The 25,105-nt window shown below is 59.9% G+C and carries 28 protein-coding genes; 8 read left to right on the top strand and 20 right to left on the bottom strand.

The window, feature by feature from the left end; all coding sequences use genetic code 11:
* Positions 1 to 7 precede the first annotated feature (7 nt).
* Positions 8 to 892 (bottom strand): LysR family transcriptional regulator, encoded by an 885-nt coding sequence (locus EZV60_RS08230; protein WP_135504219.1) that lies wholly within the window; start codon positions 890 to 892, stop codon positions 8 to 10.
* 100 nt (positions 893 to 992) lie between these two features.
* On the opposite strand from EZV60_RS08230, the gene EZV60_RS19060 reads away from it, so the two are divergent.
* Positions 993 to 1,142, top strand: a complete 150-nt coding sequence (locus EZV60_RS19060; protein WP_167853483.1) for a hypothetical protein — start codon at positions 993 to 995, stop codon at positions 1,140 to 1,142.
* 254 nt (positions 1,143 to 1,396) lie between these two features.
* Here the strand turns inward: EZV60_RS19060 and ccoP are convergent, their stop codons facing one another.
* From ccoP to ccoN, 4 genes are read right to left on the bottom strand one after another with little or no spacing between them, the layout of a single operon-like run.
* Positions 1,397 to 2,263: a cytochrome-c oxidase, cbb3-type subunit III gene (ccoP, locus tag EZV60_RS08225; protein ID WP_135504217.1), complete on the bottom strand. Its 867-nt coding sequence runs from the start codon at positions 2,261 to 2,263 to the stop codon at positions 1,397 to 1,399.
* The gene (locus tag EZV60_RS08220; RefSeq protein ID WP_135504215.1) at positions 2,256 to 2,462 is read right to left on the bottom strand and encodes a cbb3-type cytochrome c oxidase subunit 3; all 207 of its coding nucleotides are present in this window, start codon (positions 2,460 to 2,462) and stop codon (positions 2,256 to 2,258) included. The genes ccoP and EZV60_RS08220 overlap by 8 nt, the downstream gene beginning before the upstream one ends.
* A gap of 15 nt (positions 2,463 to 2,477) precedes the next feature.
* The gene (ccoO, locus tag EZV60_RS08215; protein ID WP_135504213.1) at positions 2,478 to 3,206 is read right to left on the bottom strand and encodes a cytochrome-c oxidase, cbb3-type subunit II; all 729 of its coding nucleotides are present in this window, start codon (positions 3,204 to 3,206) and stop codon (positions 2,478 to 2,480) included.
* Positions 3,207 to 3,225: 19 nt separating this feature from the next.
* The gene (gene ccoN / locus EZV60_RS08210; protein ID WP_135504210.1) at positions 3,226 to 4,830 is read right to left on the bottom strand and encodes a cytochrome-c oxidase, cbb3-type subunit I; all 1,605 of its coding nucleotides are present in this window, start codon (positions 4,828 to 4,830) and stop codon (positions 3,226 to 3,228) included.
* A gap of 218 nt (positions 4,831 to 5,048) precedes the next feature.
* Between ccoN and EZV60_RS08205 the strand changes: the two genes are divergently transcribed.
* Positions 5,049 to 5,891 (top strand): universal stress protein, encoded by an 843-nt coding sequence (locus EZV60_RS08205; RefSeq protein WP_135504207.1) that lies wholly within the window; start codon positions 5,049 to 5,051, stop codon positions 5,889 to 5,891.
* Positions 5,892 to 5,940: 49 nt separating this feature from the next.
* Here the strand turns inward: EZV60_RS08205 and fnrL are convergent, their stop codons facing one another.
* On the bottom strand, positions 5,941 to 6,696 hold the full coding sequence (gene fnrL, locus EZV60_RS08200; RefSeq protein ID WP_135504202.1) for a transcriptional regulator FnrL: 756 nt from the start codon (positions 6,694 to 6,696) through the stop codon (positions 5,941 to 5,943).
* A gap of 60 nt (positions 6,697 to 6,756) precedes the next feature.
* Between fnrL and hemN the strand changes: the two genes are divergently transcribed.
* Entirely contained in the window at positions 6,757 to 8,112 is a 1,356-nt protein-coding gene (gene hemN / locus EZV60_RS08195) for an oxygen-independent coproporphyrinogen III oxidase (RefSeq protein ID WP_135504200.1), read from the top strand.
* 3 nt (positions 8,113 to 8,115) lie between these two features.
* Here hemN and EZV60_RS08190 read toward each other — a convergent pair whose 3' ends face one another.
* From EZV60_RS08190 to EZV60_RS08170, 5 genes are all read right to left on the bottom strand, one after another.
* Positions 8,116 to 8,532, bottom strand: a complete 417-nt coding sequence (locus EZV60_RS08190; RefSeq protein ID WP_135504198.1) for a GNAT family N-acetyltransferase — start codon at positions 8,530 to 8,532, stop codon at positions 8,116 to 8,118.
* Entirely contained in the window at positions 8,522 to 9,103 is a 582-nt protein-coding gene (gene tsaB, locus EZV60_RS08185) for a tRNA (adenosine(37)-N6)-threonylcarbamoyltransferase complex dimerization subunit type 1 TsaB (protein ID WP_135504196.1), read from the bottom strand. The genes EZV60_RS08190 and tsaB overlap by 11 nt, the downstream gene beginning before the upstream one ends.
* Entirely contained in the window at positions 9,090 to 9,653 is a 564-nt protein-coding gene (locus tag EZV60_RS08180; RefSeq protein ID WP_135504194.1) for a NifU family protein, read from the bottom strand. Before EZV60_RS08180 ends, tsaB begins: the two co-directional genes overlap by 14 nt.
* A gap of 174 nt (positions 9,654 to 9,827) precedes the next feature.
* On the bottom strand, positions 9,828 to 10,283 hold the full coding sequence (locus EZV60_RS08175; protein ID WP_135504192.1) for a universal stress protein: 456 nt from the start codon (positions 10,281 to 10,283) through the stop codon (positions 9,828 to 9,830).
* 466 nt (positions 10,284 to 10,749) lie between these two features.
* Positions 10,750 to 11,337: a VPLPA-CTERM sorting domain-containing protein gene (locus EZV60_RS08170; RefSeq protein ID WP_245306251.1), complete on the bottom strand. Its 588-nt coding sequence runs from the start codon at positions 11,335 to 11,337 to the stop codon at positions 10,750 to 10,752.
* Between the two features lie 531 nt (positions 11,338 to 11,868).
* Between EZV60_RS08170 and EZV60_RS08165 the strand changes: the two genes are divergently transcribed.
* The 3 genes from EZV60_RS08165 (at position 11,869) to EZV60_RS08155 (ending at position 14,396) form a co-directional block, all read left to right on the top strand.
* Entirely contained in the window at positions 11,869 to 12,570 is a 702-nt protein-coding gene (locus tag EZV60_RS08165) for a DUF1326 domain-containing protein (RefSeq protein WP_135504186.1), read from the top strand.
* Positions 12,571 to 12,924: 354 nt separating this feature from the next.
* Positions 12,925 to 13,755, top strand: a complete 831-nt coding sequence (locus EZV60_RS08160; RefSeq protein WP_135504183.1) for an alpha/beta fold hydrolase — start codon at positions 12,925 to 12,927, stop codon at positions 13,753 to 13,755.
* Between the two features lie 215 nt (positions 13,756 to 13,970).
* Positions 13,971 to 14,396 carry an ester cyclase gene (locus tag EZV60_RS08155; protein WP_135504181.1) on the top strand — a complete coding sequence of 142 codons (426 nt, stop codon included), beginning with the start codon at positions 13,971 to 13,973 and terminating at the stop codon, positions 14,394 to 14,396.
* Between the two features lie 462 nt (positions 14,397 to 14,858).
* Here EZV60_RS08155 and EZV60_RS08150 read toward each other — a convergent pair whose 3' ends face one another.
* The 7 genes from EZV60_RS08150 to EZV60_RS08120 all read right to left on the bottom strand — a co-directional run bounded on the left by EZV60_RS08150 (position 14,859) and on the right by EZV60_RS08120 (position 21,147).
* The gene (locus EZV60_RS08150; RefSeq protein WP_135504178.1) at positions 14,859 to 16,472 is read right to left on the bottom strand and encodes an MFS transporter; all 1,614 of its coding nucleotides are present in this window, start codon (positions 16,470 to 16,472) and stop codon (positions 14,859 to 14,861) included.
* Positions 16,456 to 16,755 (bottom strand): GNAT family N-acetyltransferase, encoded by a 300-nt coding sequence (locus tag EZV60_RS08145; RefSeq protein WP_135504175.1) that lies wholly within the window; start codon positions 16,753 to 16,755, stop codon positions 16,456 to 16,458. Before EZV60_RS08145 ends, EZV60_RS08150 begins: the two co-directional genes overlap by 17 nt.
* Before the next feature lie 54 nt (positions 16,756 to 16,809).
* On the bottom strand, positions 16,810 to 18,537 hold the full coding sequence (locus EZV60_RS08140) for an amidohydrolase (protein WP_135504172.1): 1,728 nt from the start codon (positions 18,535 to 18,537) through the stop codon (positions 16,810 to 16,812).
* A gap of 62 nt (positions 18,538 to 18,599) precedes the next feature.
* Complete coding sequence (locus tag EZV60_RS08135; protein WP_135504169.1) at positions 18,600 to 19,304, bottom strand: hydrolase; 705 nt, start codon at positions 19,302 to 19,304, stop codon at positions 18,600 to 18,602.
* Between the two features lie 26 nt (positions 19,305 to 19,330).
* Positions 19,331 to 19,582, bottom strand: coding sequence for a DUF1427 family protein (locus tag EZV60_RS08130; protein ID WP_135504165.1), 252 nt, complete (start codon positions 19,580 to 19,582; stop codon positions 19,331 to 19,333).
* Positions 19,579 to 20,205 carry an alpha/beta hydrolase gene (locus EZV60_RS08125; RefSeq protein WP_135504163.1) on the bottom strand — a complete coding sequence of 209 codons (627 nt, stop codon included), beginning with the start codon at positions 20,203 to 20,205 and terminating at the stop codon, positions 19,579 to 19,581. Before EZV60_RS08125 ends, EZV60_RS08130 begins: the two co-directional genes overlap by 4 nt.
* Positions 20,206 to 20,217: 12 nt before the next feature.
* Positions 20,218 to 21,147: a VOC family protein gene (locus EZV60_RS08120; RefSeq protein WP_135504161.1), complete on the bottom strand. Its 930-nt coding sequence runs from the start codon at positions 21,145 to 21,147 to the stop codon at positions 20,218 to 20,220.
* A gap of 113 nt (positions 21,148 to 21,260) precedes the next feature.
* On the opposite strand from EZV60_RS08120, the gene EZV60_RS08115 reads away from it, so the two are divergent.
* Both EZV60_RS08115 and EZV60_RS08110 read left to right on the top strand, forming a co-directional pair.
* On the top strand, positions 21,261 to 22,166 hold the full coding sequence (locus tag EZV60_RS08115; protein WP_135504159.1) for a LysR family transcriptional regulator: 906 nt from the start codon (positions 21,261 to 21,263) through the stop codon (positions 22,164 to 22,166).
* A 393-nt stretch (positions 22,167 to 22,559) separates the two neighbouring features.
* Positions 22,560 to 23,390 (top strand): class I SAM-dependent methyltransferase, encoded by an 831-nt coding sequence (locus EZV60_RS08110; protein ID WP_135504157.1) that lies wholly within the window; start codon positions 22,560 to 22,562, stop codon positions 23,388 to 23,390.
* 123 nt (positions 23,391 to 23,513) lie between these two features.
* Here EZV60_RS08110 and EZV60_RS08105 read toward each other — a convergent pair whose 3' ends face one another.
* Complete coding sequence (locus EZV60_RS08105) at positions 23,514 to 24,530, bottom strand: hypothetical protein (protein WP_135504155.1); 1,017 nt, start codon at positions 24,528 to 24,530, stop codon at positions 23,514 to 23,516.
* 15 nt (positions 24,531 to 24,545) lie between these two features.
* On the bottom strand, positions 24,546 to 25,016 hold the full coding sequence (gene greA / locus EZV60_RS08100) for a transcription elongation factor GreA (RefSeq protein WP_135504153.1): 471 nt from the start codon (positions 25,014 to 25,016) through the stop codon (positions 24,546 to 24,548).
* Between the last annotated feature and the right edge of the window lie 89 nt (positions 25,017 to 25,105).

The following is a 25,105-nucleotide window of genomic DNA, read 5'->3' as shown; positions in this document are numbered from 1 at the left end:
AACGCCGCTATGCGGCGGCGGCTTCTTTCGCTTGCCGGCGCAGCCAAGCGGCAAATGCCTTAGCGGGCTGGCGCAGGATACCTGGCCGGTACACGACGTAGTACCCAGCCGTTTCGGCTTCCTCGAACAAGAGTCGCAGTCGACCTGCAGCGATATCGTCGTCGACCCATTGGCGCACAGTCAAAGATACGCCCTGCCCCTGTCGCACTCCCTCAAGCAGCAAGTTCCCGGGCACCTGGGTGATACCGGCAACGCGAGCATCGGCCAGGCCCTTGCGCTTCAACCAGTTGGTCGATTCCGTCGTGCCGTATTCCTGTAGCCATGGAAGATCCAGAAGGTCCTCTGGACGGCTGACCTGTCGCTGGCCGACAAGGCTTGGCGCGGCGACGACCACTAGGGGGCTTTCGAATAAAAGCTCCGCCTCGAGTCCCGACCAATGCCCGCTGCCGTGGCGGATCGCGATGTCGATGCCGCCAGGCTCGAGCACGACGTTCTCCGGCGTCGGGTTGATCATTACATCGACATCCGGATGGCGCTGTCGGAAATCAAGCAGACGCGGCATCAACCACTGCGCCGCAAAACCCGGCGTCGTCGAGATTTGCAGCGGGCGACTGGCGTCGGCACCGGTAAGTTGCTCGATGCAGCGCGCGATGGACCCAAAGCCAAGCTTCAGCGCCTCTGCCAACTGCGCCCCCTCAGCCGTCAATTCCAGCCGCCGCCCACCACGTCGGACCAGAGCCACGTCCATATGCGCTTCGAGCGCCTTGATCTGTTGGCTTATCGCGGCATGGCTCACGTTCAAGGCCGTCCCGGCCGCGCTTGCCGATCCTGTCTCGGCAAGCGCGGAGAACGCGCGAAGCGCAGTCAGCGGCGGAAGATCGAGCCACTCCATTTCGTAAGTTTTCCTTACATTTCCTGATTTTTCCTGAGTCGCATGAATGCGCTCTGAATGCAATATTCAGGTCAGAAACCAGCTCAGGAAAGGCCCTAACATGTTCAACATTCTTTCACGTACCTTCCACACCGCCACCCGCCAGAACAACCGCTGGGACACGGGAAGCCACTGGTCCGGCGATGAACGGTTCGCGACCCGCGACCGCGCCGAACTCGAAGCGCACCAGATCGCGCGCCGGAGGTTCTGATCGTGTCATTTGCACATGGCGCCACTCAACGCGCGTCTCAGGCTCGGTGCGGCGCTTGCACCCTATAACCGGTGCGGCCCTGGCCGTGGCGCGGCAGCCACTGGAACAATCGCGACACGGAACAGAATCTTGAGTTCTCACGGAAAGTGGGAAAATTAAAACGCCGGTCCTTCTTAAAACGCGCGAACAGGAAGGAAGGACCGGCGCAGCATCCCGGTCCGGCGTTGCTGCCGGGCCGAGAATTCTTGCCAGTGTTACTCGCCCCCGCCAAGTTGATGGACGTAGGCCGTAACCGCACGCACCTCTGCCTCGCTCAGCCTCTGGTTCCACGGCGGCATGACGCCGAACCGCGAATTCCAGACCGTCTCGTAAAGCGCGTCGTAGCTTCCGCCATATAGCCAGATCGCATCGCTCAGATTCGGGGCGCCCTGCTCTTGCATGCCCATCGCATTCTCGCCATGGCAGGCTGCGCAGTTAATCGCAAAGAGTTCGGCACCCGCGTCGACCACGGACGCGTCCTGCGGCTCTCCGGACAGCGACATGACGTAGTTCACCACCTGATCAACCTCTTCCTCGGACAAAAGCCCGTCCTGACCAAAGGCCGGCATCTGAGACCAACGCGCATCTGGATCTTCGTCGTTGCGAATGCCATGCGCGATCGTCGTATGGATAGCCTCCATCGTTCCGCCCCACAGCCAGGCATCATCTGACAATGTGGGATACCCGACAAAGCCGCCACCCTCGCGCCCATGACACTGCACGCACCAGGTGTTGAACACAGCCTCACCGGCCTGGCGTGCATAGACCGCAAGCTGATCGTCGCCAGGTATGGCGCTCAGATCCGCGGCCACAAGCTGCGCGTTGATCTCGGCATTTGCAGCCTCGGCTTCGGCAATGGCCTCCGCCACGTTTTCGCGCGTGGACCAACCCATGTAGCCTTGTGTTGCGCCCGAAATCATAGGCCAGGCAGGATAGGCCAAGGTGTACCAAAGACCCCAGAGAATGGTGGCGTAAAAGATCCACAGCCACCAGCGCGGCAAAGGGTTGTTGAGTTCCTCGATCCCGTCCCACTCGTGCCCGGTGGTGCCGATTTCCTGCTTGTCATTGGGTTGCTTAGCCATTTTTCACATCCTCTTGAGAGGTCTTGCGCCGCTCTTTCGCGGGCGTATCTTCATTGCGGAAGGGAATATCAGCCACATCCGCGTAGGTCTTGGAGGATCCGGGTCGCATCACCCAGATCACCACCCCGATAAAGAAGGCGAAGAGCGCCAGAAGCATCCAGCTATCCGCGAACTGCCGCAGCAGGGAATAGGTTTCCATTTGTCTGCCCTCCCCTTACCGGCTGGCCACGGGCGTGAAGGTCGAGAAATCCACCAGCGTGCCCAGCATTTGCAGATAAGCAATCAGCGCGTCCGCCTCGGAGATGCCCGGCGCGCCGTCGAAATTGCGCACCTGCACCTTGTCGCCGTAGCGCTCGATGAGCCCGTCATAGTCGCTGTCGGGATCTGCCTGCGCGGCGAAATCCGCGCGCGCGTTCTCCACCATCTCTTCGGAGTAGGGCACGCCGACCAGCTTGTGCGTCCCCAGAAGGTCTCCCACGTAGCGCCCGTCGATCAGCCGATCCTCGAGATAGCCGTATTTGGGCATCACCGATTCCGGCACCACCGATTGCGGGTCGCGCAGGTGGTCGACATGCCACTCGTCCGAGTAACGCCCGCCGACGCGCGCCAGATCCGGCCCGGTCCGCTTGGAACCCCACTGGAACGGATGGTCGTACTGGCTCTCAGCCGCAAGGCTGTAGTGGCCGTAACGTTCCACCTCGTCCCGCATCGGGCGCACCATCTGGCTGTGGCAGACATAGCATCCTTCGCGGATGTAGATGTCGCGCCCGGCCAGTTCGAGCGGGGTGTAGGGGCGCATGCCCTCCACATCCTCGATCGTGTTCTCCAGCCAGAAGAGCGGTGCGATCTGCACGAGGCCACCGATCGTCACCACGAGGAAGGCGAAGACCGCCAGAAGCGTGACATTGCGTTCGAGAATGACGTGTTTGTCGAGAATTGCCATTGTCCGTCCCTCCTCTCTCTTATTCGGCCGGGACCGCGGAATGGCTGCTTTGCACAGCCGGGCTCCGCCGGACGGTCATGTAAAGGTTGTAGCACATGATGATTGCGCCGGTGATGTAGAGCACGCCGCCCAGACCCCGCACGACATACATCGGGAACTTCGCAGCCACAGTGTCGGCAAAGGAGTTCACGAGGAAGCCGTTGGCATCCACTTCGCGCCACATCAGCCCCTCCATGATGCCGGTCACCCACATGGATGCCGCGTAGAGGATGATGCCGATGGTGGCGAGCCAGAAGTGCCAGGAGACCATGCTGAGGCTATAGAGCCGCTCGCGGTTCCACAGTTTCGGCACGAGGAAGTAGAGCGCGCCAAAGGTGATCATGCCGTTCCAGCCGAGCGCGCCGGAATGCACGTGCCCGATGGTCCAGTCGGTGTAGTGCGACAGAGAGTTCACCGCGCGGATCGACATCATCGGACCCTCGAAGGTGGACATTCCGTAAAAGCCGATGGAGATGACCATCATCCGGATCACCGGATCAGTGCGCAGCTTGTCCCATGCGCCCGAGAGTGTCATCAGGCCGTTGATCATGCCGCCCCAGCTGGGCATCCAGAGCACGATCGAGAACACCATGCCAAGGGTCGAGGCCCAGTCCGGGAGAGCGGTGTAGTGCAGGTGGTGCGGACCCGCCCAGATATAGATAAAGATCAACGCCCAGAAGTGGATGATCGACAGCTTGTAGCTGTAGACCGGCCGCTCGGCCTGCTTGGGCACGAAGTAGTACATCATGCCGAGGAAGCCGGCGGTCAAGAAAAAGCCCACGGCATTGTGGCCGTACCACCACTGCGTCATGGCATCCTGCACGCCCGAGAAGACCTGCACGGATTTGGAGCCAAAAACGCTAACCGGGATGCTGAGGTTGTTGAACACATGCAGCATCGCGACCGTGATAATGAACGACAGGTAAAACCAGTTGGCCACGTAGATATGCGGCTCTTTCCGTTTAACCAGTGTGCCGACGAAGATAGCAAGATAGGCGAGCCAAACGATGGTCAGCCACCAGTCCACATACCATTCCGGCTCGGCATATTCCTTGCCCTGCGTCGCGCCAAGCAGATAGCCGGTCGCCGCCAGAACGATCACCAGTTGGAACCCCCAGAATACGAACCACGCCAGGTTTCCGCCCCAAAGACGCGCGGCGGTGGTGCGTTGCACCACGTAAAAGGACGTAGCGATCAGGGCGTTGCCGCCGAAGGCAAAGATCACAGCCGATGTATGAAGCGGTCGCAGGCGTCCGAAGTTCAAAAAGCCCTGCGACCACTCGAAATTGAGCTGTGGAAAGGCCAGCTGAAACGCGATGAAAGTGCCGGCAAGAAAGCCCACAACGCCCCAGAGCGCCGTGGCGATCACGCCCGCCCGGATGACGCCGTCCATATATTCACCAGATAAGTCAGGCGCATAGACCGGTTCGTCTGTACGGCGCAACACCCAGATGAAAAGACCGAATGCGACCAGCGCAATGGTCAGCGCATTGACCAGATAAGCCAGATCGCGCGCGTAATTGGCGCAAATCAGCGCAAAGAACGTGATCAAACCCAGCACGATCAGTTTGACGTAATTCTGCATACTTGTTCCCTTCGTCTCTGTCTGCAGGCGACGCGAATACCGCCTGCAGGCGCGATTAGCTGCGCCCCTTTTGCTGCGCTGCAACATGGACCGCATTGATCTGCATCAAGCAACCTTCGACCATGAAACCTGTCAAATCACTTTGACACGCATCAATGCGTTCAAGCAAACGCCGTGTTTACAGTGGCATCAAGTTTCATCTCGGAAAGGAAAATCCCATGGCCTGGAAAAGTCTTTTCTGCGCTTTGTCGGACCCCGCTCTCGTCCAGCCCACGCTTGAGACCGCGATGGCGATGGGATCCCGTCTCGACGCGCATCTCGACGTTATGGCCCTTGGGGTAAATCGCACACCGACGGATATGTATTTCGCCGGCGCCTCCGCGATATCCGTGCAGTCCACGCTTGATCAATGCACCGAGGAGGCCGAGGCCATCGCAAAAGCAGCCCGTGAGGCGTTGTCGGCCCTGCCGGATCTGGCATGGTCCTGCGAGCCTCACGTTGCCCACATGGCCGATCTCGGCCGGGTGGTCGCGGCCCGTGCACGCTTTTGCGATGCCGCGATCCAGCCCACGCCGTATGGGGAAGGTCGCGGAGCTGAGATGGAGCCTCTCACAGAGTCGATCCTCTTCGAAGGACGCGCGCCCACCCTCATCCTTCCAGCGGGGATGTCGGGCATGCATACGCCCAGGCAAGTCATGGTGGCATGGAACGAAAGCCCGGAAGCCCTGACCGCGATCCGCGCTGCCCTTCCCCTGCTGAAAGAGGCCGACAGGGTCAAGGTCGTGGTGGTGGATCCCCCGGCACATGAACCGGGCCGGTCAGATCCAGGCGGCGCCCTGTCACAATTTCTGGTCCGCCACGGCCTGCGCGTCGAGATCGATATCCTGTCAAAAAGCCTGCCACGCGTGGCCGATGTCCTGATCCGGCACAGCCGGGATACCGATGCCGATATGATCGTGATGGGCGCTTACGGGCATTCAAGGTTCCGCGAAGCAGTGTTCGGCGGTGCAAGCCGCGCCATGCTGGAACAATGCCCGCTGCCGTTGCTGATGGCGCATTGATCTTGCAAGCTTCCCCAGCAGGACGCCAAAGCTGTTATACACCTGCCTACTAGGTCAACAAACCGCCGTCCCCGTCGTCCGCCGCCTCTTCGAGCAAGCGGTGGAAATCGGGGATGGTGACGTGCCGCTTTCCTTCCAGAGAGATCACCCCGTCCTTGCGTAGCGCCGAGATCTGACGGCTGACCGTTTCCAGCGTGAGACCGAGATAATCGGCCATCGCTTCGCGCGTGAGCGGAAGGTCGAAGACAATCGGACCCTGAAGGCTGCCAAGCTTGAGGGTCGCGTCGCGCCGTGCGATGATCGACAACAGGCTCGCGATCTTCTCGCGCGCGGTCTTGCGACCGAGTACCAGCATCCATTCCCGCGCCGCATCAAGCTCGTCCAGCGTCATCTCCAGCAAGCGCTGCGAGATATGAGGCGTACGCAGCATCATCTCTTCGAAAGGGGCTTTACGAAAACAACACATCACCATGTCCGTGGTCGCGACGACGTCGTAGGCCGCGGCCTCGCGTCCGGGGCGACCGACGAAATCGCTCGGTAGGAGCAGTCCGACCATCTGCCGGCGTCCGTCCTCCATCGTTTGGGTCAGCGTCGCAATACCGGACACCACAGAGCCCACGAAATCCATCCGGTCGCCGGCCCAGATCACGGTCCGCCCTGCCTCGAAGCTTCGATAATACTTAATCCGGTCAAGCGCTTCGAGTTCATCGGCTTCACACCGCGCGCAAACCGCGCGGTGCCTGATCGGACACTCGCCGCAATCGCGCGGCGTTGCGCCCTCCGGCTGTTTCAGTGTGATGCTCATGCGCCCTCATGTTGATCTGCGTCAAGGTGCGGAGCCCTTACCCGTGATCAAGCTACGCGTATGATGAACAAAGCACAACTAGGCCGCTTGGGTCTCTTTGACGCAAAGCTGCCACGCTACACCAGCTACCCAACCGCGCCGCATTTCTCGGCGGACGTGGGCAGCACGGCCTTCACCGACTGGCTTGGCCAGATCACACCGGGCGGTCAGATCTCGCTCTATATCCACGTCCCCTTTTGCCGCAGGCTCTGCTGGTTCTGCGCCTGCCGCACGCAAGGCACACAGTCCGAGGCGCCGGTCGCGGCATATCTCGAGACGCTGAAGGCCGAGATCGCGCTATTGGCGGGCGCTTTGCCCGAGGGCGTCACGCTGTCGCGGCTGCATTGGGGCGGGGGCACGCCGACGCTTCTGACTGCGTCGATGATGCGCGATCTGTCCGGCGCGATCCGCACGGCCGTGCCTTTCGGTCCCGACACCGAATTCTCGGTGGAGATCGACCCCAATGAGATCGACGATGCCCGGCTTGACGCGTTGGCCGAGGCGGGCATGACGCGCGCCTCGATCGGCGTGCAGGATTTCGACGATGCGATCCAGAAAACCATCGGACGCATTCAGGGCTTCGATATCACTCGCGACGCGGTCGACGCGATCCGCGCGCGCGGCATCGACAGCCTCAACGCCGACATACTCTATGGCCTGCCCCACCAGACTAAGGCGCGCATCACCGAAAGCGTACAAAAGCTCTTGTCTCTGGCCCCGGACCGAGTCGCCCTTTACGGATATGCGCACGTCCCGTGGATGGCCAAGCGCCAGCAACTGATCCCGTCCGACGCCCTGCCTACGCCCGAAGAACGGCTTGATCTTTTTGAGACCGCCCGGCGGCTTTTCAGCTGGGACGGCTATGACGAGATCGGCATCGACCATTTCGCACGACCCGAAGACGGCCTGAGCACGGCCCTGCGCGCGGGCCGTCTGCGTCGGAATTTCCAGGGCTATACCGACGATACGGCTGACATTCTCGTGGGTCTGGGCGCCTCGGCAATCTCAAGATTCCCTCAGGGATATGCGCAAAACGCACCGGCGACGGGGGCCTATACCAAGGCGATCCGTGAGGGGCATTTCGCCACGGCACGTGGGCATATCTTCGCCGGGCAGGATCTTTTGCGCGGCCGCCTGATCGAGGCCGTGATGTGCGACTTCCGTATCGATAAGGCTGAGATCTGCGGGCAGTTCGGCCTCAGCGGGACGGAGTTCGAAGCGATACTTGCTCCCGTTGTCGAAGATTTCGGGGCGCATGTGACCCTAAACGAGGACGGGCTTTGCGTGCCCGAAGCCGCACGACCGCTGACCCGCATGATCGCGCGGTCCTTTGACACGTATGACCTGAGCCGCGCCGGCCACAGCCACGCGATCTGATCCTCAGAGCGAGCGTTTCTCCATCACGATGGCGTCCTCGCGGGCGCCATCTGGCCTCGTGTAATAGGCCGCGCGGCGCGCAACCTCGGCGTAGCCAGAGCCGGAATAAAGCCGGATCGCGGTGGTGTTGTCCTGTCCCACCTCAAGGAAAAGACGCACCGCGCCGCGCTTGCACGCCTCTACCTCAAAGTCGGAAAGTACTTTGGAGCCAACGCCTTGGCCGCGTTTTTCCGGCGCGCGTGCGATGGTCAGAAGTTCGGCTTCACCGGCCACGACGCGGCCCATCGCGAAGGCCTGATCACCTGTGACCACAAAGACCGGCCCGCTCTGAAGAAGCTGCACAAATTCGTCTGCGGTCCAGCTTCGGGACCGCCCCGCAAAGGCGCGGGCATGCAGATCAGCCATCGCCTCAGGCGTCATCGAGAATCCTCGGTGGGGTCTCGCGCGACGGGGCGGCGTCGGCGGGACGGACGTAAAGCGGCGCGGGTGACGGGCTGTCCGGCGGGGCGAGCGCGGCCAGTTCAGCGATGGCGGCGACCAGCGCGGCGGGGGTGTCGGGCCATGCAGTGCTGGCGGGCACTTCGGCGGCGGGCACAATCACCGGTGCGCCGTCCCGGCCCAGCAGGTAGGCGGTATCGCGCGGGGCGGGCACGGCGGCTGCGTCCAGACCGGTGGCGTGGCGCAGGGCCGCGAAGGTCGAGACCCCCACCGCTTGGGTGCCCAGACCGAGCGCCAGACCGCGCGCCAGCGAGACGGAGATGCGGATGCCGGTGAAGTTACCCGGCCCAATCCCGACCCCGATGCGCGTAAGATCCTTGAGCTTTATACCTTTTGAATCAAGAAGTTCCTGGATCAGCGGCATCAGCCTTTCCGCCTGACCCCTTCCCATTTCCTCGACCTTGGTGACAACGCCGCCGCCGCACAGCAAAGCGGCCGCGCAATGCGCGGCCGATGTGTCGAAAGCCAGGATCGTCTGATCAGAGGACGCCAACGGGACGGACCTCGGTCACCTCGGGGATATAGTGGCGCAGAAGGTTCTCGATACCCATCTTGAGGGTGATCGTCGAGGACGGGCATCCCGCGCAGGCGCCTTGCATATGCAGGTAAACAACGCCCCGCTCGAACCCGTGGAACGTGATGTCGCCACCATCCTGCGCCACGGCCGGGCGTACGCGAGTATCGAGCAACTCTTTGATTTGTCCCACGATTTCGGAGTTCTCACCGTCATGATCCGCATGGCCGGAGGCTTGGGCCTCGCCCAGCATGACGGGCTGACCGGACTGGAAATGCTCCATGATCGCGCCGAGGATGGCGGGCTTTACATGGTCCCATTCGACGGCGTCTTCCTTGGTGACGGTGACAAAGTCATTCCCGAAAAACACACCGGTAACACCCTGAACACGAAATATTTTTTCGGCAAGTGGCGACTTCTCTGCGCCTTCGGAAGACGGGAAATCGGCAGTGCCGGCCTCGAGCACGGTCTGCCCGGGCAAGAATTTCAACGTTGCGGGGTTCGGGGTCGATTCCGTCTGAATGAACATGTGTCGCGCTTTCCTGTAATGCCTTAGGCGGATATGCGTATCCGCCGGTGCCGAGTCAAGGATTGGAACCGTTCTAAACTATTGGGGCGGGGTTTGTATACACCCCGCTTTTGTACGAAATGCAGCAACTCCAGACGGCCCTTTGTACAAATTGTACAAAACTTTCCACCCGTCTCAGGTGATCTCTTCGAGCCGCTCCTTGCTCAGATCGCCGGGCACGATGGTGACCGGGATGGGCAGCGTGCCGGAGCTGCGCGACAGCTGGGTGACCAGCGGACCGGGGCCCTTCTTGTCGGTCCCCGCACCAAGGACGAGAACGCCGATATCGGAATCCTCCCTGACCTGCGCGATGATCTGGGCGATCGGTTCGCCCTCGCGGATGACAAGCTCGGGGTCGACGCCCTGCCGGTCGCGCATCCATTTCGCGAAAACCTCGAAATGGGCATGAATGCGTTCACGAGCCTCTTCGCGCATGATGTCACCGACGCCAATCCAGTGGTTGAATTCTTCCGGCGGGATCACGGCGAGGATTTCGACCCCTGCCTTGGTCTTGGCCGCGCGCATGGCGGCGAAGCGCATTGCGTTGAGGCATTCCCTGCTGTCGTCGAGGACCACGAGAAATTTGCGCATGGCGGTTCTTCCTTCTCAGGGTCTCATATTGGCGCGGAATTGGGGACACGGCAACAGGACGTCGTGCGATCGGAACGCATCGCATCGAGCCGAGGCCTGACCGGCTGGAATTCCAAAGATCCGCAAATCTTACGGGATCACGGCTTTGAGCCCAAACTGGAGAATGGTTGTCTGGGAAGACGGCGGAAGCAGCCATTTCCCGATCTCTTGAGCGAAATCGACCAAGACAGAAAAGAAGCAGATTTCCACCTCTCCCGAGGCGAAAGCAGAACTGTGTCTATCGGGGTTGAGTGCGCCTAAATGGCCGGTGACGAACCAGTGTCGGTCAAATCTCAACCCAGGTCATGGGGCTCATCTCTGGCCGAAAGACCATGTCGAGCGTCCTGACCGCCATTTTCGGGCTTCACACATGAAGCGTGTAGCGCGCGCACGGCCCGGTCCGGACAGCGCGCGCGATCTCGTTTCTTCAGGCCGCAACCTGCCCGCGACGCCGGCGCAGCAATCCGAACGCCCCGACACCTGCAAGAAGCAGGGGCAGCGAGGCCGGAAGCGGGATCGGCGCCACGCCACCATAGGCCACGTTGTCCATAGTGAAACCGTCATTGTCGACATAAGTGAACCGCACCGAGGTAAAGGCAGTGTCGCTTGTGAAGCCGAAGCCCCGGACGATGTTGCCGCTTGTGGTCGCAGGCGTCACGACCGTGCCGTTCACGGAGATCTGCGTGCGCAATTGATTATCGTTAAGAGCCGCAAAATCAGCGAAAAAGGCTGTCACGGCCGACGCAAAGGTGACCGAGAAGACATGATCTGCAGCGCTCAGAAGAATGTTCGCAGACGCCGTGCCGTCAATGTCGAAGTCAGGGACGAATTGCGCCGGGGGCTGATCAATGGCGTTGCGTTCGCCGCCCAAAACGCTCGTGCCGGATGTCTCCAGCGTCAGATCGTTCACGACCAGAGGTGTGTTCACGAAGTTCGGCTGGCCGCTCACGCCGTTGAAGGTCTCAAGCGACAGGTTGCTCGTCGCTGCATCGAACGTGGTCCGGTCAGTGAACACGGTCAGACTTGTCGCATTGGCTGATGTCGAAAGGACGAGAGCCGCAGCAGCAGCCGCCAAGCATGTCCTGAATTGAGATCTTGTTTTCATTCTATCTTCCCCAAAATTATTTTCTTCAAACGACCACGGTATTTGGCCAGACGATGCGATGAGATCATCGCGTTCAATCTTGTTATCCCAGCGAGTTTTCGCTGGGAGACGTGCCGACAACTATGGTTTACGCATCGCTTTTTGGCAAGTTTTTCGGTTCGGGGCCTGTTTCGCAGACTTTTCTGAACGCCTGGCGCCGCCGCAGGCGACCGTCTCCGGTTCCGGGTTCTGTGCCCCAGCTTTCCGCGCATCTTGACCGTGAATGGCAGCGCCGGCGACGTCTGTCGCCGTCACTCGGACGCCAGAGAAATGGAAGGGGTGGGCTTTGACAGATGCGGAGAGGCCTATGGTGGCGGCTTCGAGCCCAAAAGCGACTTTCTTGCCGTTTCGTGATAAGATGTTGTCGTCACCATACTCTCGGCCCCTGTGAATGCGGATCGGATGGGGCGCGGCCTGAGTGCCCAGGTGACTAAAAAAAGAGTGCATGAAATGCCTGCTTTTCCTGACTGGCACGTCATCGGCGACTGGTTTGACAACTGCAGTTGCAAAGTCGCCTGCCCCTGCACGTTCGGTCAGTCACCGGACAAAAATCTTTGCGAGTTCGTGCTGTTTTACCATATCCGGGAAGGTCACTTCGAGACTGTCAAACTTGATGATCTCTGCCTTGTCCGGGTGGGATACTTTGAGGGAAATCTTTGGGATTACGAAGCATTCGTCCGTGGCGGTTCCATTATCGATGCCCGGGCCAGCGATGCTCAAGCAGAAGCGATTACAAGAATATTTTCCGGCAATGTGGGCGGCTGGCCGCAGGAGTTTGCCAAGTGCGGTGGGCGCGGAAGAGAATCTCTTGGGTCTGAACGTGGTGCATTTTCCTTCGAGATTGCGCCCAACCAGTCTCGATGGGGGGTCGATATCCCTGGCAAAGTCAAAGCGTGGGCGAACGCACTTATCGGTCCCACAAGCGCCCCTGACGAACCGCCAAGACTGAGCAGCGCGCCTGGCTGCGAGGTCGGCCCCGGTCAGATTGTCACCTGGGGGAAATCCACGGTTTGCAAGGTGAACGCCTTCGGCCTTGAGTTCGAGTGGAATGTAAGTTCTTCCAAGCATTGCCCGTTTGACTGGCGCGGGTCAGACGTTTTTTGACAGCTGCGTTATGAGCATGGCCTCTTCGTTTCAGGCGCGTGTCGAATGGCGGCCTTGACTGACTGCAACGCGGCAGGGACATGCGACTGTTAACGGCAGGTTTGGGCCGATAGCGCCGGCATGACCCATTCGGGCGAAAGACCGATTAGTCCGCATCGCGGACCTTCGCGCCAAGCGGGACGAACAACCGCTTACGGCCTTCTTCGTTGGGAATTGGGCAGCACCGTTTGCGAGGAGTAGGCAGCGGGCATGCAAGTGCAAACGATTGATGGGCTTCCTCTCGTGCAGTTCAGAAATACCGAGCGATCTGTGATATGCTCGGCTCCATCCTGAAGACTTGAGAAAGGCCAGAAAATGGACGCGCATTTTGTTGAAGGTGGCGGTGGCATAAAGATTCACGCGCGGGAAACTGGTCTCTCCACGGGTATGCCAATACTGTTCATTCATGGTTGGTCACAACATCATATGTGTTGGGCAAAGCAATTCGAGAGCGCGCTTGCTGACAGCCACAGGCTGGTCGCGGTCGACCTTCGAGGCCATGGCCAGTCTGATACACCAAAGGACGCTGAGAGCTACTCGCACGGCGATCTTTGGGCCGAAGACATCAACAGCATTATAAAAACGCTCGAACTAGAAAGGCCGGTCCTGGTTGGATGGTCGTATGGCGGCTTGGTAATAAGCGATTACCTTCGACGTTACGGTGACGAGGACATCAGCGGCATCAATTTTGTCGGAGCGGCTGTTGGCATAGGTCCAAAGTGGTTTGGTTCACATATAGGGCCTGGCTTTTTGGAGAACGCACCGCCGGCCTGTTCGGATGATCAGGTGGTCGCGCTCCAAGCAATCCAGAGATTTCTGCACGTCTGCTTCGAACAACCCTTAGACGCCAAAGACATGGAATTGGCGATGGGATGGAACATGCTTGTGCAGCCCTTTGTGCGCGCCAGTCTCATTCAACGCGAAGATGACTTCACCCCTGAATTGGAGCGTTTGCAAAAACCCTCTCTGGTATCCTTCGGCGACAGAGACAGCATCGTTTTGCCCAAGATGGCTGAAACGATCATCGCGCATGTACCATATGGCCAATCTTCGGAGTACAAGGGTGTGGGGCACGCTCCGTTTTGTGAGGATGCTAACCGTTTTAATGACGAACTCGCTGCGTTTTCCAGATCGGTTCTTAACTGATGCATTGAACTGGCCGGTGATAGCATTTTCCTCGGCGCGATCCTTCAATGAGCTTTCGAGCGCGGCACCGCAGTGAAAGACTTCTGTGCCCGCGGAGCGGACCTTGGCTCTTGTTGCAGCTGATGACCGGAAAGAGCCCCGAATAGCCATTCCAGTGGACTTGTGAAGGCCGGCTGCTAATCTCGCCGAACCAACACCCATAAGGGGCCAGGAACATGCACCCTACTGAAAAGGTAGTTCGACAATTTCACGAGTCGTGGGATATGCGCGATCCAGATCGCGGCGCGGAGGTCATCGCTGAAGACTGTGCTTTTGAGGATATTGCCCGAGGCGAGAAGCTTCCCGGCAAGGAAGCCTACAAATCTGACTACTATCGCTGGCGAGAGGCATTCCCTGACGGGCTTTGCAAAGTCGAAAACGTCATTGTCAGCCAAGACGGGCAATGGGCTACGGTCGAGTTTCGGAACACTGGCACACATACCGGCGTTCTGCGCTCCAGCCTTGGAAATTTTCAGCCAACCGGCAAGAAAGCTGAAGTCCGGTATTGTTCAGTGATGCGCGTCAAAGACGGCATGGTGGTCGAGGGCCGGGATTATTACGACAGCGCAACCATCGCTCGGCAGCTGGGACTAATCAGCTGACCAAAGAGATAACCCTGTCGCAGCGTGAGTTTCACAGGTGGCAAGCCAAGCATCGGGCGGGATACATTAAGTCCGCACACTAGACCTTAGCGCATTGTGCAGCTAACGACCGGAACGAGCCCAAGGCGGACCAACTCGCAGCAGCCGGAATGGACCGGTTTGCTCGCCACTTCGGACCTTTTGCTCGCAATACTTCACAGCGGCACGGTGCGCGGTTCTCGTGACGATCTGGCTGAGCGGCTGGCGAGATCAGCGGTGCGCACGCTTCCCGAGAAACTTGGCTCTGGCTCCCCACAATCGCCGCGCACACCTCCCGTCATTCCGTTGAACTTCAAGGGTATTTCCGCGCGCAGAATGGGTACTTTCCAGCCGACCAGGCTGTCGACAGATGGGTAGGCAGCAGCAACCCTGCGACGACGAGCGTTTTCAGGGCCTACGCTCGTATGTGTTCATGCCGTTCCATCATGGCGCGATAAAGTGCTTGACTATCGGCCCGTTCTCTCGCTTGTCGAAAGCTCTTACCCTGTCCTGAACCACCTTGTCGGCGTTCGAAACCCGAGCATGCTGCGCCAGATGCTCTTCCCAGCTTGAGATGCTGAAGGCTTCAATCCACAGCTCTGGCTCCTCGACATTTTGATAGGACCGCCATTCAAACGCGCCATCCCGCCAGCGTTCCTGAGACAGGTCCATCAATGCAGCAAGGAAGGCTTCGGCCTGTGAAGGATCGATGACATATTCAACGGTAACCATCACAGGGCCGCGCGCTGCCAGGCCATCTTCGGGCAGGGCGACCTCAGGTGCGGGCCAGTGCATAGACGGTGTCAGATCAAGCTGTTCGCCCTGACCCAATTTGACGTTGCGGGTCAAAACGGCTCCTACGATCAGCCCCGCGGCGGCAATCAACATTGTTGTCGTCGTTGATGTGGCTGTCGCCACTTGCCCCCATGCGGTGGATCCCAAGGCCATTGAGCCAAAGAAGACCATCAGGTTTATCGCAAGACCCCGTGCACGCACCCAGTTGGGCAGGGCAGTTTGTGCAGAAACATTGAACGTCGTCAGCACAGCGATCCAACTGAAACCGCCAAGCAACGCGGCCGCGGCGGCAAGATAGGGCACCGCGGCGGTCGCCAGAATTACCATGGCGGCTGCGGTGCCCAGGGTTCCAAGCAGAGCCATCGTGCTGCCGTCTACCCTGGCGCGGAACTTCGGCATTGTGAGAGCGCCAGCCACTGCGCCCGTGCCGATCAGGGTCAGGAGCAGTCCGTACAACTCCGCGCCGCCACCCTCGATGCCCTGCACGACCAGTGGTAACAGTGCCCAATACGCCGACGCAAAGATGAAAAAGGCAAATGACCGCATCAACGTCGCCTTGAGCGGTGCGTTATGTGCAACATGCCGGAGGCCCGTGAGCATAGCATTGGCCACCGGCTGCGAGGTCTTGGTAACCGTTCCATCGTATCGCCAGAGCACCAGCGCAATGATGATCACCACATGGCTGGCGGCATTTACCGCAAACGGGGCAGACAGACTTACAGATGCAATCAGAACCCCAGCAAGGGCCGGGCCGATCGCACGGCTGATGTTGATGCCCATGGAATTGAGTGCGATCGCGGGCTGTAACGCGTCACGCGGAACGAGCGCGGGAACGATCGCCTGCCATGCCGGCGCCATGAAGGCCGTACCTGTGCCGATGGCGAGCGTGAAGAGGATCAGAATGACCGGTGTGACCAACTCGAAATGGACAAGAAGCGTGAGTAACGAGATGAGCACAAGTAAGACAACATTGACTGTTATGAGCATCCTGCGTTTGTCCAGCCGATCCGCGAGAGTGCCTGCGTAAAGCGCAAACAAGAACACAGGTAACGTAGTTGCAGCCTGCACCAGTGACACAACGGCAGGGGACGAGTTGAGAGTGATCATCAACCAGCCCGCGCCGACATCGTGCATCCAGGTGCCCACATTAGAAATCAGCGTGGCCGTCCACAAAAGCGCAAAGGCGCGGTGCATGAAGGGCGAAAACGGCCCGGTTGGAGCAATGGGGGCCGGGTCGGCGGCCGGATTACCACTGGGTGACATCAGAGGTCTCCTCTTTGCGCTTTTGCGCATAGCCGCGAACGAACGGACACAGGGGAACGATCCGCTGACCTGCAGCGCGTGCATCCGCGAACAAGCGCTCGGCCAGGGTGCCCGCCACGCCCATCCGGCGCATAGTGTCCGGCACACCAGTGTGATCGGCGATGATCAGGGTATCGGACACCTTGGACAAGGTCAGCTCGCCCTCTCCTTCGACGCCCTCGATGGTCGCGACATAGCGCGCCTTGGTCCCTGTATCGGTGCGAGTGATCGTAACGTCAGCCATTGTCGTCTCTCTGAAGGTAAGGTGCGAGCCAGGTTCGGCCCGGTCCGCTTGGTATCATTCCGCAACCTGCGACGTCTTCTGGTTTATGGTCGCCCCGGGTGCGCCAAAGACGGGCACAGGAGACCAGTCGGGCAGTCCCGGCAGGGGCGCAGGTGCACGGGCCGCGAAGGCCCCGTTGGCGTGCACGACCTTGCCGCCGGTGAAGGTCAGGTCGGCCTCGATGTTGACGATGTCGTCCTCGGGCACCGCAAAGTAGTCTCGGTCGAGCACGGCAAGATCAGCGAACTGGCCTGCCTTGATCTGACCCTTCTTCCCCTGCTCGCGGCTGAACCAGGCGCCTGCCGCCGTCCAGTGGCGTAGCGCGTCGTGCCGGTCCAGACGGTTGGCCGCCTGCCATATTACATCGCCGCCACGGCCCTTGCCCGAGACCGCCCAATGGATGGCGAGCCACGGATTGTAAGACGAGACACGCGTGGCATCTGTCCCCGCGGCCAGTGGCGCGCCGGAGGCCATTATCTTCTTGACCGGCATCACATCGTTCAATGCGGCCTCGCCATAACGGTCCTCATAGGCCGTGGCCTGAAACGCGATGCGGTTCTGGTAGCTGATCCCGCCACCGAGGCGCGCGACACGCTCCATCGTGGCCTCGGTAATCGTCTCTCCGTGGTCGAAAATCCAGTTCAGCTCATCGAGCCCCCGATCACGACCCACCTCCTCAACAACGTCGAGCAACCGGTGCGCGCTTTCCTCGTAGGTGCAATGGAAACGGATCGGCCAGCGATTATCGAACAGAAACTCGAGCACTGGGCGGAGGTCACCCTCCATCCGCTTTGGCAGCTCGGGGCGCGGATAACTGAAATCCTCGAAGTCGTAGGCTGAAGCCACCAGCATCTCGCCCGCGCCAACGCATTTCAGGTAGTCATCCCCCGCGTCCGGCTTCACAATGTCATTCCAGCGCTTGAAATCGTCGAGCTCGAACAGCGGGCGCTGCGCAAACAGCTGATAGCCGATGCGGACGGTTTGCTCGCCGCGCTTATTGAGCTCGGAGATGACGCCGTAATCGTCAGGGTAGTTAAGGAACCCGCCCGCACAGTCGAGCGCAGAGGTCAGACCAAGGCCGTTGAGCGCACGAAAATAGTGCTTGGTCGATATGACCTGCTCCTCAAAATCGAGCTTTGGCGCCATATCCAAAAGCGCATACAGCGGTTGCGCATTCGGGCGTGCCATCGCAAGGCCGGTCGGATTACCCTTGTCGTCACGTTCAAGACGGCCAGAGACGAAGGGTTCATAGAAATGCTTATCGATCCCAAGGGCGCGCAGGGCCGCCTTGTTCAGCCAGGCACGATCATAGAGGTGCAGCACGTAAACCGGAACGTCAGGGGCGACAGCATTGATCTCGTCGATCGTCGGCAGACGGCGTTCGGCGAATTGATCGGCGGACCAGCCGCCCACCACGCGGATCCATTGGCCCGCAGGCGTCCGTTCGGCCTGCTGCTTCAACATGCGAAGACCGTCAGACAGCGACGGCACAATGTCCCAGCGCAACTCCATGGCAAAGTTGTTGCCCTGCCGGATGATATGGGTGTGGCTGTCGATCAGGCCCGGAATGACGCGCTGGCCGCCAAGGTCGATGACATCGGTTTCGGTCGTCTTGAGGCGCAGGATGTCTCCATCGGAACCGACTTCCTGAATGAGGCCACCGGACAGGGCGACGGCCGTCACTTCGGGCGCGTCGGGGTCCATCGTGGTGATATTCCCGTTGAAAAGGATGGTATCGGCCATGGCAGCCTCCGTTATGCAAAGGGGACAGGGGCCGCGCCCGGCTGACGGGCGCGGCGGTGTGCCTACTCGATTGCGAGGGGCGCGGCGGGCACAGCTTCCAGCGTTTTCCCGGTGTGCTGGGTTCGCGAAGGCGACTTATGCACCATGGTGTACGCGTAATCGACGCCCATGCCGTAGGCGCCGGAATGCTCCTGTACCAGCGCGATGACCGCGTCATAGGTTTCCTTGCGGGCCCAGTCACGCTGCCATTCCAGCAGCACCTGCTGCCAGGTCACGGGTACGACACCCGCTTGCACCATGCGATCCATGGCATAGTTGTGTGCGTCCTCGGACGTGCCGCCGGACGCATCGGCGACCATGTAGATCTCGTACTCCGTATCGGCCATGCAGCTGAGCGCAAAGGTTAGGTTACACACCTCGGTCCAAAGCCCTGAGACAACGATCTTATTGCGGCCTTCGGCGGCCCCCTTGGCCAGGGCATCACGCACCTTCTGGTCATCCCACGAGTTCATTGATGTACGCTCCAGCAGCGGAGCGTCGGGATGCACGTCCAGCAGTTCGGGATAGGTGTGGCCGGAAAAGCTTTCGGTCTCGACCGTTGTGATTATGGTCGGGATGCCAAAGATCTTGGCTGCCTTGGCCAGCGCCACGGTGTTGTTCTTCAGCGTTTGCCGGTCAATCGACTGCACGCCGAATGCCATCTGAGGCTGATGATCAATGAAGATCACCTGGCTGTTTTCGGGGGTGAGAACGTCAAGTTTGGACATCGGGTTGGTTGCTCCTTGGTTCGGGTTCAGGTTTCGCTTTTGGTGGTGTCCGAGGGTGGCTTTTGCTGACCAACCTCGAAGGATTTCAGGTGCAGCGCATGGGCGATTGGTTGGGCATGGCCTTTCAGCCAGTGCACGGCGGCCTCTCCGGCGAGCATGCCCAGGAGGCCGAGCAATGCGATGATCGGCGGCGCAGGAGACCGCAAGGACACAAGCCCGTAGATCACACCCACGCCGACACCGACGCCCAGTGAGAGCAGATACGGCGCCCAGTTCATGCTGCATCCGCCCGAGGGTGGGCCCGCAGAAGCTGCGCCATGGCGGCCAGCTCTTCCCGGCGCATCTCGTGGCCACCATCGTGATAGCTGGTGGCCAGTTGCGCGCCTTGTGCCTTGAACCAGGACACGAGGCGTTCGGTCATCGGCCAGGGACAGATCGGATCGTGTCGCCCAGCGGTGATCAGAACTTGACGACCCTTCAGCCCCGATACCGATGCGGGCTCCCAAGGAACAAGAGGATGCAGCAAGGCCACGCGATCAAAAAGATCCGGGCGTGCCATCATCACGGACGCAAGGATATTCGCGCCGTTGGAATACCCAAACCCATAAACGGGCCGGTCAGGATATCTTTCTTTCCAAGCCTCTACGAAGCTCGCCATCTTGGCCGTCGCCCGGGCAAGATCGTGCATGTCGTAGACACCCTCGCCCGTGCGGCGAAAGAAACGCGCAGCACCCATTTCCGAAACGTCGCCCCGGGGCGAAATCACGCCCGCGCCGGGGACCAGCTCTTGCGCAAGACCAAAGAACTGTTGTTCATCTCCGCCAGTGCCGTGGAAGGCAAAGACGAGCGGCGCATCGCGTTCTGGTACTTTTGTCAGGGCTTTGTAGCTTTCGACTGACATATTCGGCCCTCCTCAGGCGATTTCAGGCAGACGTTTTTCGATCTGATCGCGGCAGGGGCGATAGCGCTCGGGAAGCTTCAGGGCTTCGCCGAGATGCGCGGTGTCCTCGTCGCGGTCGAATCCAGGTTCGTTGGTGGCGATCTCGAAAAGCACACCACCCGGCGTGCGGAAGTAGATCGCCCAGAAGTAATCGCGGTCGATCACAGGTGTGACCTGATAGCCGGTGTCCATGAGCGCTTCGCGCACCTCCAGTTGCGCGACGCGATCCTCTACCGCAAACGCGATGTGGTGGACCGAACCGGCGCCTTGATTGGCGTGGCGCGCGTCTGGAAGCTCTTCCAGATCCACGGTCCGGGCCGCATTGCCGCCATCGATCCGGTAGCGGATGACTGAACCTGCCGTGTCCTCCTTTTCATAGCCCATGAATTGGAGGAGCTCGCCCGTCGCCGCCGCATCGCGCAGCCGGAACCGCGCGCCGTGTAAGCCCAGAATGGCCTCACCGCTGCCGATGCCATCGCCGGTCCAGGCAGTGCGACCTTCAGGATCGGCTTCGACCAGCGCAAAACTTTCGCCATCGGGGCCATCAAATTCCATACGATTTTCGCCAAGGAAGCTGTCGGCCTTTAGGCCAATGACACTCTTCTCGGCGAGGTGCTCTTGCCAGAAATCAAGTGTACCCTTGGGGACGGCGAACTCCGTCACTCCAACCTCGCCGACGCCACGCTTGCCGCGCGGCATCCGGCCTAATGGGAAGTATGTCATCACCGATCCGGGCGTCCCGACTTCGTCACCATAGTAGAGGTGGTAGACCTCAGGCGCGTCGAAGTTCACGGTCTTCTTGACCCGGCGTAGCCCAAGCGCCTGCGTGAAGAACTGGTTGTTTTCCTTGGCATCCGCCGCCATCGAAGTGACGTGATGCAAGCCTTTGATCAGCTTTTCCATGGTCCGCCTCCAGGCCGTTGTTGTTTGCATTGGGATAAAGATAGCGATGCGGTTATCAAAAACTATAATAACTGAATTGCATATTTTATTGCATTTATGATAACGATTTCGGCATGCAAGATCTCAAATCAGTCCGCGTATTCCTCGAAGTCGCACGTCTCCAAAGCTTTGCTGCAGCGGCAAAATCCTTAAGGATGACGCCTGCGACCGTGACCCGCATCGTCGCCAAACTCGAGGAAGATCTCGGTCAGCAAATCTTGCTACGCACGACACGACAAGTATCGCTCACGTCAACCGGAGCGCTCGTTGCCGCTCGGTACCGTCCGCTGGTGGAAGCTTTTGACAAGGTCGAACAGGACCTAGAGCGAGAGATACAACCTCACCGGGGAAGGTTGTCGATCAACGCGCCCATGTCCTTTGGCCTGAGGATCATGCCGAGATTCGTTGAGAGTTTTCGGTTGGCCTATCCAAATGTCGATTTGAATATCCGCCTGACGGATCGGCTTGTCGACATCGTTTCGGAGTCGTGCGATCTCGCCATACGTGTGTCTAGCGCTCCGACTGACAAATCGACAATTTGGCGAAAGATATGCGAGGTGCCAATGCAGATTGTGGCGGCACCATCGCTGTTCGATAGTCACCCGATTCCAAGGACACCCGAGGACCTTAACCAGGATATTTGCCTTTCATACGGCGTGGAAGATATTCCAGAGGTCTGGCGGTTCGAGAAAGGCGCTTTGAAACGACCGTTTACCGCTGGTCGATCTATCCACACCAACAACGGTGATCTTCTATACCAGTTTGCGCGATCAGGTGCTGGCATGGTTATGTTGCCGGAATTCCATGTTGCTCGCGGGATCACGTCCGGAGAGGTCATTCAAGTACTTGAGGATTGGTCACTACCGCCACTCTGGTTATCACTCTTTTACCCACCCTATGAAGCCTTGCCACCGCTGGTAGCCACCTTTACGGACTTTTTCGAAGCGTACCTCAAGGATCTTGATGGCTTTGAATTTTAAACCGTATGGCCGCAACTGGCCATGGCCAATGGCTGATAGGTTTTTGTAGAGCCGCTCCGGCGCTAAAGGCGACCATCATCTCCGGAAGGTGTGCCAACCAAGTCTCAACTTACAACAGTTCAACCTCAATGTTGAGTTCGCTGTACATTACAGTCAGTGATAGATGTCTGTGAGGAGACGGTTGGAAGTCAGTCCCGTGGCCTCCGTCAAACGGCCGCTATCCAGTAAAGTGTCGCCAATCAACGGGCTTTTTTGAATGACTGATAGGTCCGCGGAGCAAAACGTGGCGCTTGTTGCAGCTGATGACCGGAAACCCGAAGCTGACAGAATGAACCTGTACAACAAGTTGCTCGGTGGTGTGATACCTTGGCCTCGAAGGTAGGAGTCGCTCAGATGACAGATGCCCAGGCTATTTCGGATCATTGGGGCAAGGGAGACGTATATTCCCGGATCCTGGACGCGATGGAAACGGCGGGCCTCGATCCCACTTCTGTCACGGTCGAGCAGCTCGCACCTGTGGATCATTTCCATGCCAGAAGTTTCCCGGCAACCGTTGAGCTTGCTGACGTTCTTCCCATCAAAGAAGGTGATCGCCTTGTCGACATCGGCTGTGGTCTTGGCGGCCCCGCCCGGTATCTTGCGAAACGTTTCAAGTGCCATGTTGACGGCATCGACATAACGGCCCCGTTCGTAGATGCCGCCAACAAGCTGAGTGTGCTCGTGGGGATGGAAGATGCCGTGAAGTGCCAGCACGGAGATGGCCAAAAACTCCCTTATCAAGGTGAAACATTCGATGGCGGCTACACGCAGCACGTCACGATGAACGTCCCGGACCGAGACGTGTTTTTCGGTGAAGCCTTCCGGGTGCTGAAACCCGGTGCATTTTTTGCGCTGACTGAGCACGGACTGGGAGAGCTGGGCGACCCCCATCATCCCGTGCCGTGGTCAGAGGATGGAACCGGCGCCTACCTGATGCGACCGTCCGATACGGTTGCCGCGCTGAAAAAGGCAGGTTTCGCCGACATCGAGGTCAGAGACACAGGCGAAAGATATCTACAGGGTTACAAACGTGCCATCGACCTCGCCGAGAAGGGTGAGGTTCCGGCATTCGGCACGCACATTCTGCTGGGTGACCTGACGCCGCAGATTGTGCGAAATGCGGCGCGGAACATCGAAGAACGCAGAACACACCCTGTTCAAATTGTCTGTTTCAAGCCCGGCTAGGTTGGCTTCCGAACGTCGAACTGAAGGTCCGCCTTCGCACACGTTCACCCGGTCGCGCCGCCGGTGTGTCGACATCTGTGACCGGACCGTGATCTGGGGCGATGGCAGCCCCCCACCCCGTCGCTAGTGAAACGTGCCCGCCACGCGGCCCAGAAGCATGAAGGCGCGGGCCGTGCGGGTGTCGGAGAACTCGGAGATCTCGGCGTCGGTCGCCGTCTCGCAGAAGCCGGAGATCGTGCGGTCGAAGAGCCTAAGGAAGTGATGCGCCGCGTCGCGGAAGATCGTGTCCTTTTTCATCCGTGCCGCCGTCAGCGCCAGCGAGGACCGGTCGCGGATACCGCCCAGGGGCGCGATAGCGCGGCCCCGCTCGCCAGCGGCGAAGCGGCGCCAGACCTCGGGGCGGGCCATGTCGGGGCGCAGGTCGTCCATGTAGATGCCATCCTGCGACATCAGCGTGAGGATATCCTGCGAGGCCTGCACCAGCTGCGCGGTGGGCCGGTGTTTCAGCGCGCGGCGCAGCGCGGCGAACCCGGCCTTGTCCTCGGCGTTCTCGGGGAAGTTCAGCGCCTTGATGAAATCGGCGGTTTCGAGCGGCGGGGCCATATCCTCGGCGGAGGTGCCGAGGGGCAGCACGACCTGATCGCCGGTGGCGACCGGCGCCGGGGTCGGCGCCAAGCGGGGGCGGATCGGCTCTCGCGACGTGGAGAAGGTCGCGAGCGCCGTTTCAGTCTTGCGCTGCGCCGCCGCGATCTCGTCAAGCTTCTTGGCCACCGAAGGTTCGGTCACCGCGGCGCTGCCGGCCTGAGCCTGTTGCACATAAGCGTGGCGAATCGCGTCGATCGCGGTCTGCAGGCGCTGGCTTTCCTCTCGCATCACACGGGCGGCGCGGGCGGCCACGGCGGCGACCCAGATCACCGCCACCGGCATGAAGATCGCCAGCAGAACAATGATGAACTGCAGCGCGCCGCCGCTCTCGGCGAACATGCCGGAAGGCGCCAGCACGACGAAAAACACCGCCGTGCCCGCCAGCCACAGCACGGAGAGCGACAGCGCGATGATTTCAACGGACGTGACCCGCGCCTTTTGCCCCTTGTCGTAAAGCGGCGGCTGCGGAGGCGACGTCTTGGGACGGTCGGACATGAGCGCGGGACCCGATCAGATGTAGGCGACTTTCAGCACTTCGTAGGACTTTTCGCCGCCCGGCGTGCGCACCTCTACGCTATCGCCCTCTTCCTTGCCAATAAGCGCGCGGGCGATCGGCGACTTTATGTTCAGCAGGCCCTTTTCGATATTGGCCTCGTATTCGCCGACGATCTGATAGGTTTTTTCCTCGTCGGTGTCTTCGTCCACGAGCGTGACGGTAGCGCCGAACTTGATCGAACCGTTGAGTTTTTTCGGATCGATCACGTCGGCGAGGCTGATGGCGCCCTCGAGCTCTTTGATGCGGCCCTCGATGAAGGACTGTTTTTCCTTGGCCGAGTGGTATTCGGCGTTCTCCGACAGGTCGCCATGTTCGCGCGCCTCGGAAATCGCGCGGATGATGGCGGGCCGTTCTTCCGATTTGAGGTGCTTCAGCTCCGCCTCGAGCGCGGTGAAGCCTTCCTTGGTCATGGGAATCTTTTCCATCCCGCGTGTCCCTTCGTCAATGCGGGGCCGCGCATCACGGCCCCGTCTGTCATGGTCATCGAACTGCGCGGCAGAGTGCCCCGAGCCGC

Origin of the sequence: Roseovarius aestuariivivens, from assembly GCF_004761875.1 — a bacterium.
In the GTDB taxonomy this organism is placed as follows: Bacteria; Pseudomonadota; Alphaproteobacteria; order Rhodobacterales; family Rhodobacteraceae; genus Roseovarius; species Roseovarius aestuariivivens.
Note: the sequence above shows the minus strand (reverse complement) of the source record. Positions and strands in the feature narration are given on the sequence as shown.

Bases quoted from the DNA above. Each gene is read 5' to 3' on its own strand.
- EZV60_RS08230 (WP_135504219.1), bottom strand. From the start codon at position 892: ATGGAGTGGCTCGATCTTCCGCCGCTGACTGCGCTTCGCGCGTTCTCC.
- EZV60_RS19060 (WP_167853483.1), top strand. From the start codon at position 993: ATGTTCAACATTCTTTCACGTACCTTCCACACCGCCACCCGCCAGAAC.
- ccoP (WP_135504217.1), bottom strand. From the start codon at position 2,263: ATGGCTAAGCAACCCAATGACAAGCAGGAAATCGGCACCACCGGGCAC.
- EZV60_RS08220 (WP_135504215.1), bottom strand. From the start codon at position 2,462: ATGGAAACCTATTCCCTGCTGCGGCAGTTCGCGGATAGCTGGATGCTT.
- ccoO (WP_135504213.1), bottom strand. From the start codon at position 3,206: ATGGCAATTCTCGACAAACACGTCATTCTCGAACGCAATGTCACGCTT.
- ccoN (WP_135504210.1), bottom strand. From the start codon at position 4,830: ATGCAGAATTACGTCAAACTGATCGTGCTGGGTTTGATCACGTTCTTT.
- EZV60_RS08205 (WP_135504207.1), top strand. From the start codon at position 5,049: ATGGCCTGGAAAAGTCTTTTCTGCGCTTTGTCGGACCCCGCTCTCGTC.
- fnrL (WP_135504202.1), bottom strand. From the start codon at position 6,696: ATGAGCATCACACTGAAACAGCCGGAGGGCGCAACGCCGCGCGATTGC.
- hemN (WP_135504200.1), top strand. From the start codon at position 6,757: ATGATGAACAAAGCACAACTAGGCCGCTTGGGTCTCTTTGACGCAAAG.
- EZV60_RS08190 (WP_135504198.1), bottom strand. From the start codon at position 8,532: ATGACGCCTGAGGCGATGGCTGATCTGCATGCCCGCGCCTTTGCGGGG.
- EZV60_RS08180 (WP_135504194.1), bottom strand. From the start codon at position 9,653: ATGTTCATTCAGACGGAATCGACCCCGAACCCCGCAACGTTGAAATTC.
- EZV60_RS08175 (WP_135504192.1), bottom strand. From the start codon at position 10,283: ATGCGCAAATTTCTCGTGGTCCTCGACGACAGCAGGGAATGCCTCAAC.
- EZV60_RS08165 (WP_135504186.1), top strand. From the start codon at position 11,869: ATGGGGCGCGGCCTGAGTGCCCAGGTGACTAAAAAAAGAGTGCATGAA.
- EZV60_RS08160 (WP_135504183.1), top strand. From the start codon at position 12,925: ATGGACGCGCATTTTGTTGAAGGTGGCGGTGGCATAAAGATTCACGCG.
- EZV60_RS08155 (WP_135504181.1), top strand. From the start codon at position 13,971: ATGCACCCTACTGAAAAGGTAGTTCGACAATTTCACGAGTCGTGGGAT.
- EZV60_RS08150 (WP_135504178.1), bottom strand. From the start codon at position 16,472: ATGTCACCCAGTGGTAATCCGGCCGCCGACCCGGCCCCCATTGCTCCA.
- EZV60_RS08145 (WP_135504175.1), bottom strand. From the start codon at position 16,755: ATGGCTGACGTTACGATCACTCGCACCGATACAGGGACCAAGGCGCGC.
- EZV60_RS08140 (WP_135504172.1), bottom strand. From the start codon at position 18,537: ATGGCCGATACCATCCTTTTCAACGGGAATATCACCACGATGGACCCC.
- EZV60_RS08135 (WP_135504169.1), bottom strand. From the start codon at position 19,304: ATGTCCAAACTTGACGTTCTCACCCCCGAAAACAGCCAGGTGATCTTC.
- EZV60_RS08130 (WP_135504165.1), bottom strand. From the start codon at position 19,582: ATGAACTGGGCGCCGTATCTGCTCTCACTGGGCGTCGGTGTCGGCGTG.
- EZV60_RS08125 (WP_135504163.1), bottom strand. From the start codon at position 20,205: ATGTCAGTCGAAAGCTACAAAGCCCTGACAAAAGTACCAGAACGCGAT.
- EZV60_RS08120 (WP_135504161.1), bottom strand. From the start codon at position 21,147: ATGGAAAAGCTGATCAAAGGCTTGCATCACGTCACTTCGATGGCGGCG.
- EZV60_RS08115 (WP_135504159.1), top strand. From the start codon at position 21,261: ATGCAAGATCTCAAATCAGTCCGCGTATTCCTCGAAGTCGCACGTCTC.
- EZV60_RS08110 (WP_135504157.1), top strand. From the start codon at position 22,560: ATGACAGATGCCCAGGCTATTTCGGATCATTGGGGCAAGGGAGACGTA.
- EZV60_RS08105 (WP_135504155.1), bottom strand. From the start codon at position 24,530: ATGTCCGACCGTCCCAAGACGTCGCCTCCGCAGCCGCCGCTTTACGAC.
- greA (WP_135504153.1), bottom strand. From the start codon at position 25,016: ATGGAAAAGATTCCCATGACCAAGGAAGGCTTCACCGCGCTCGAGGCG.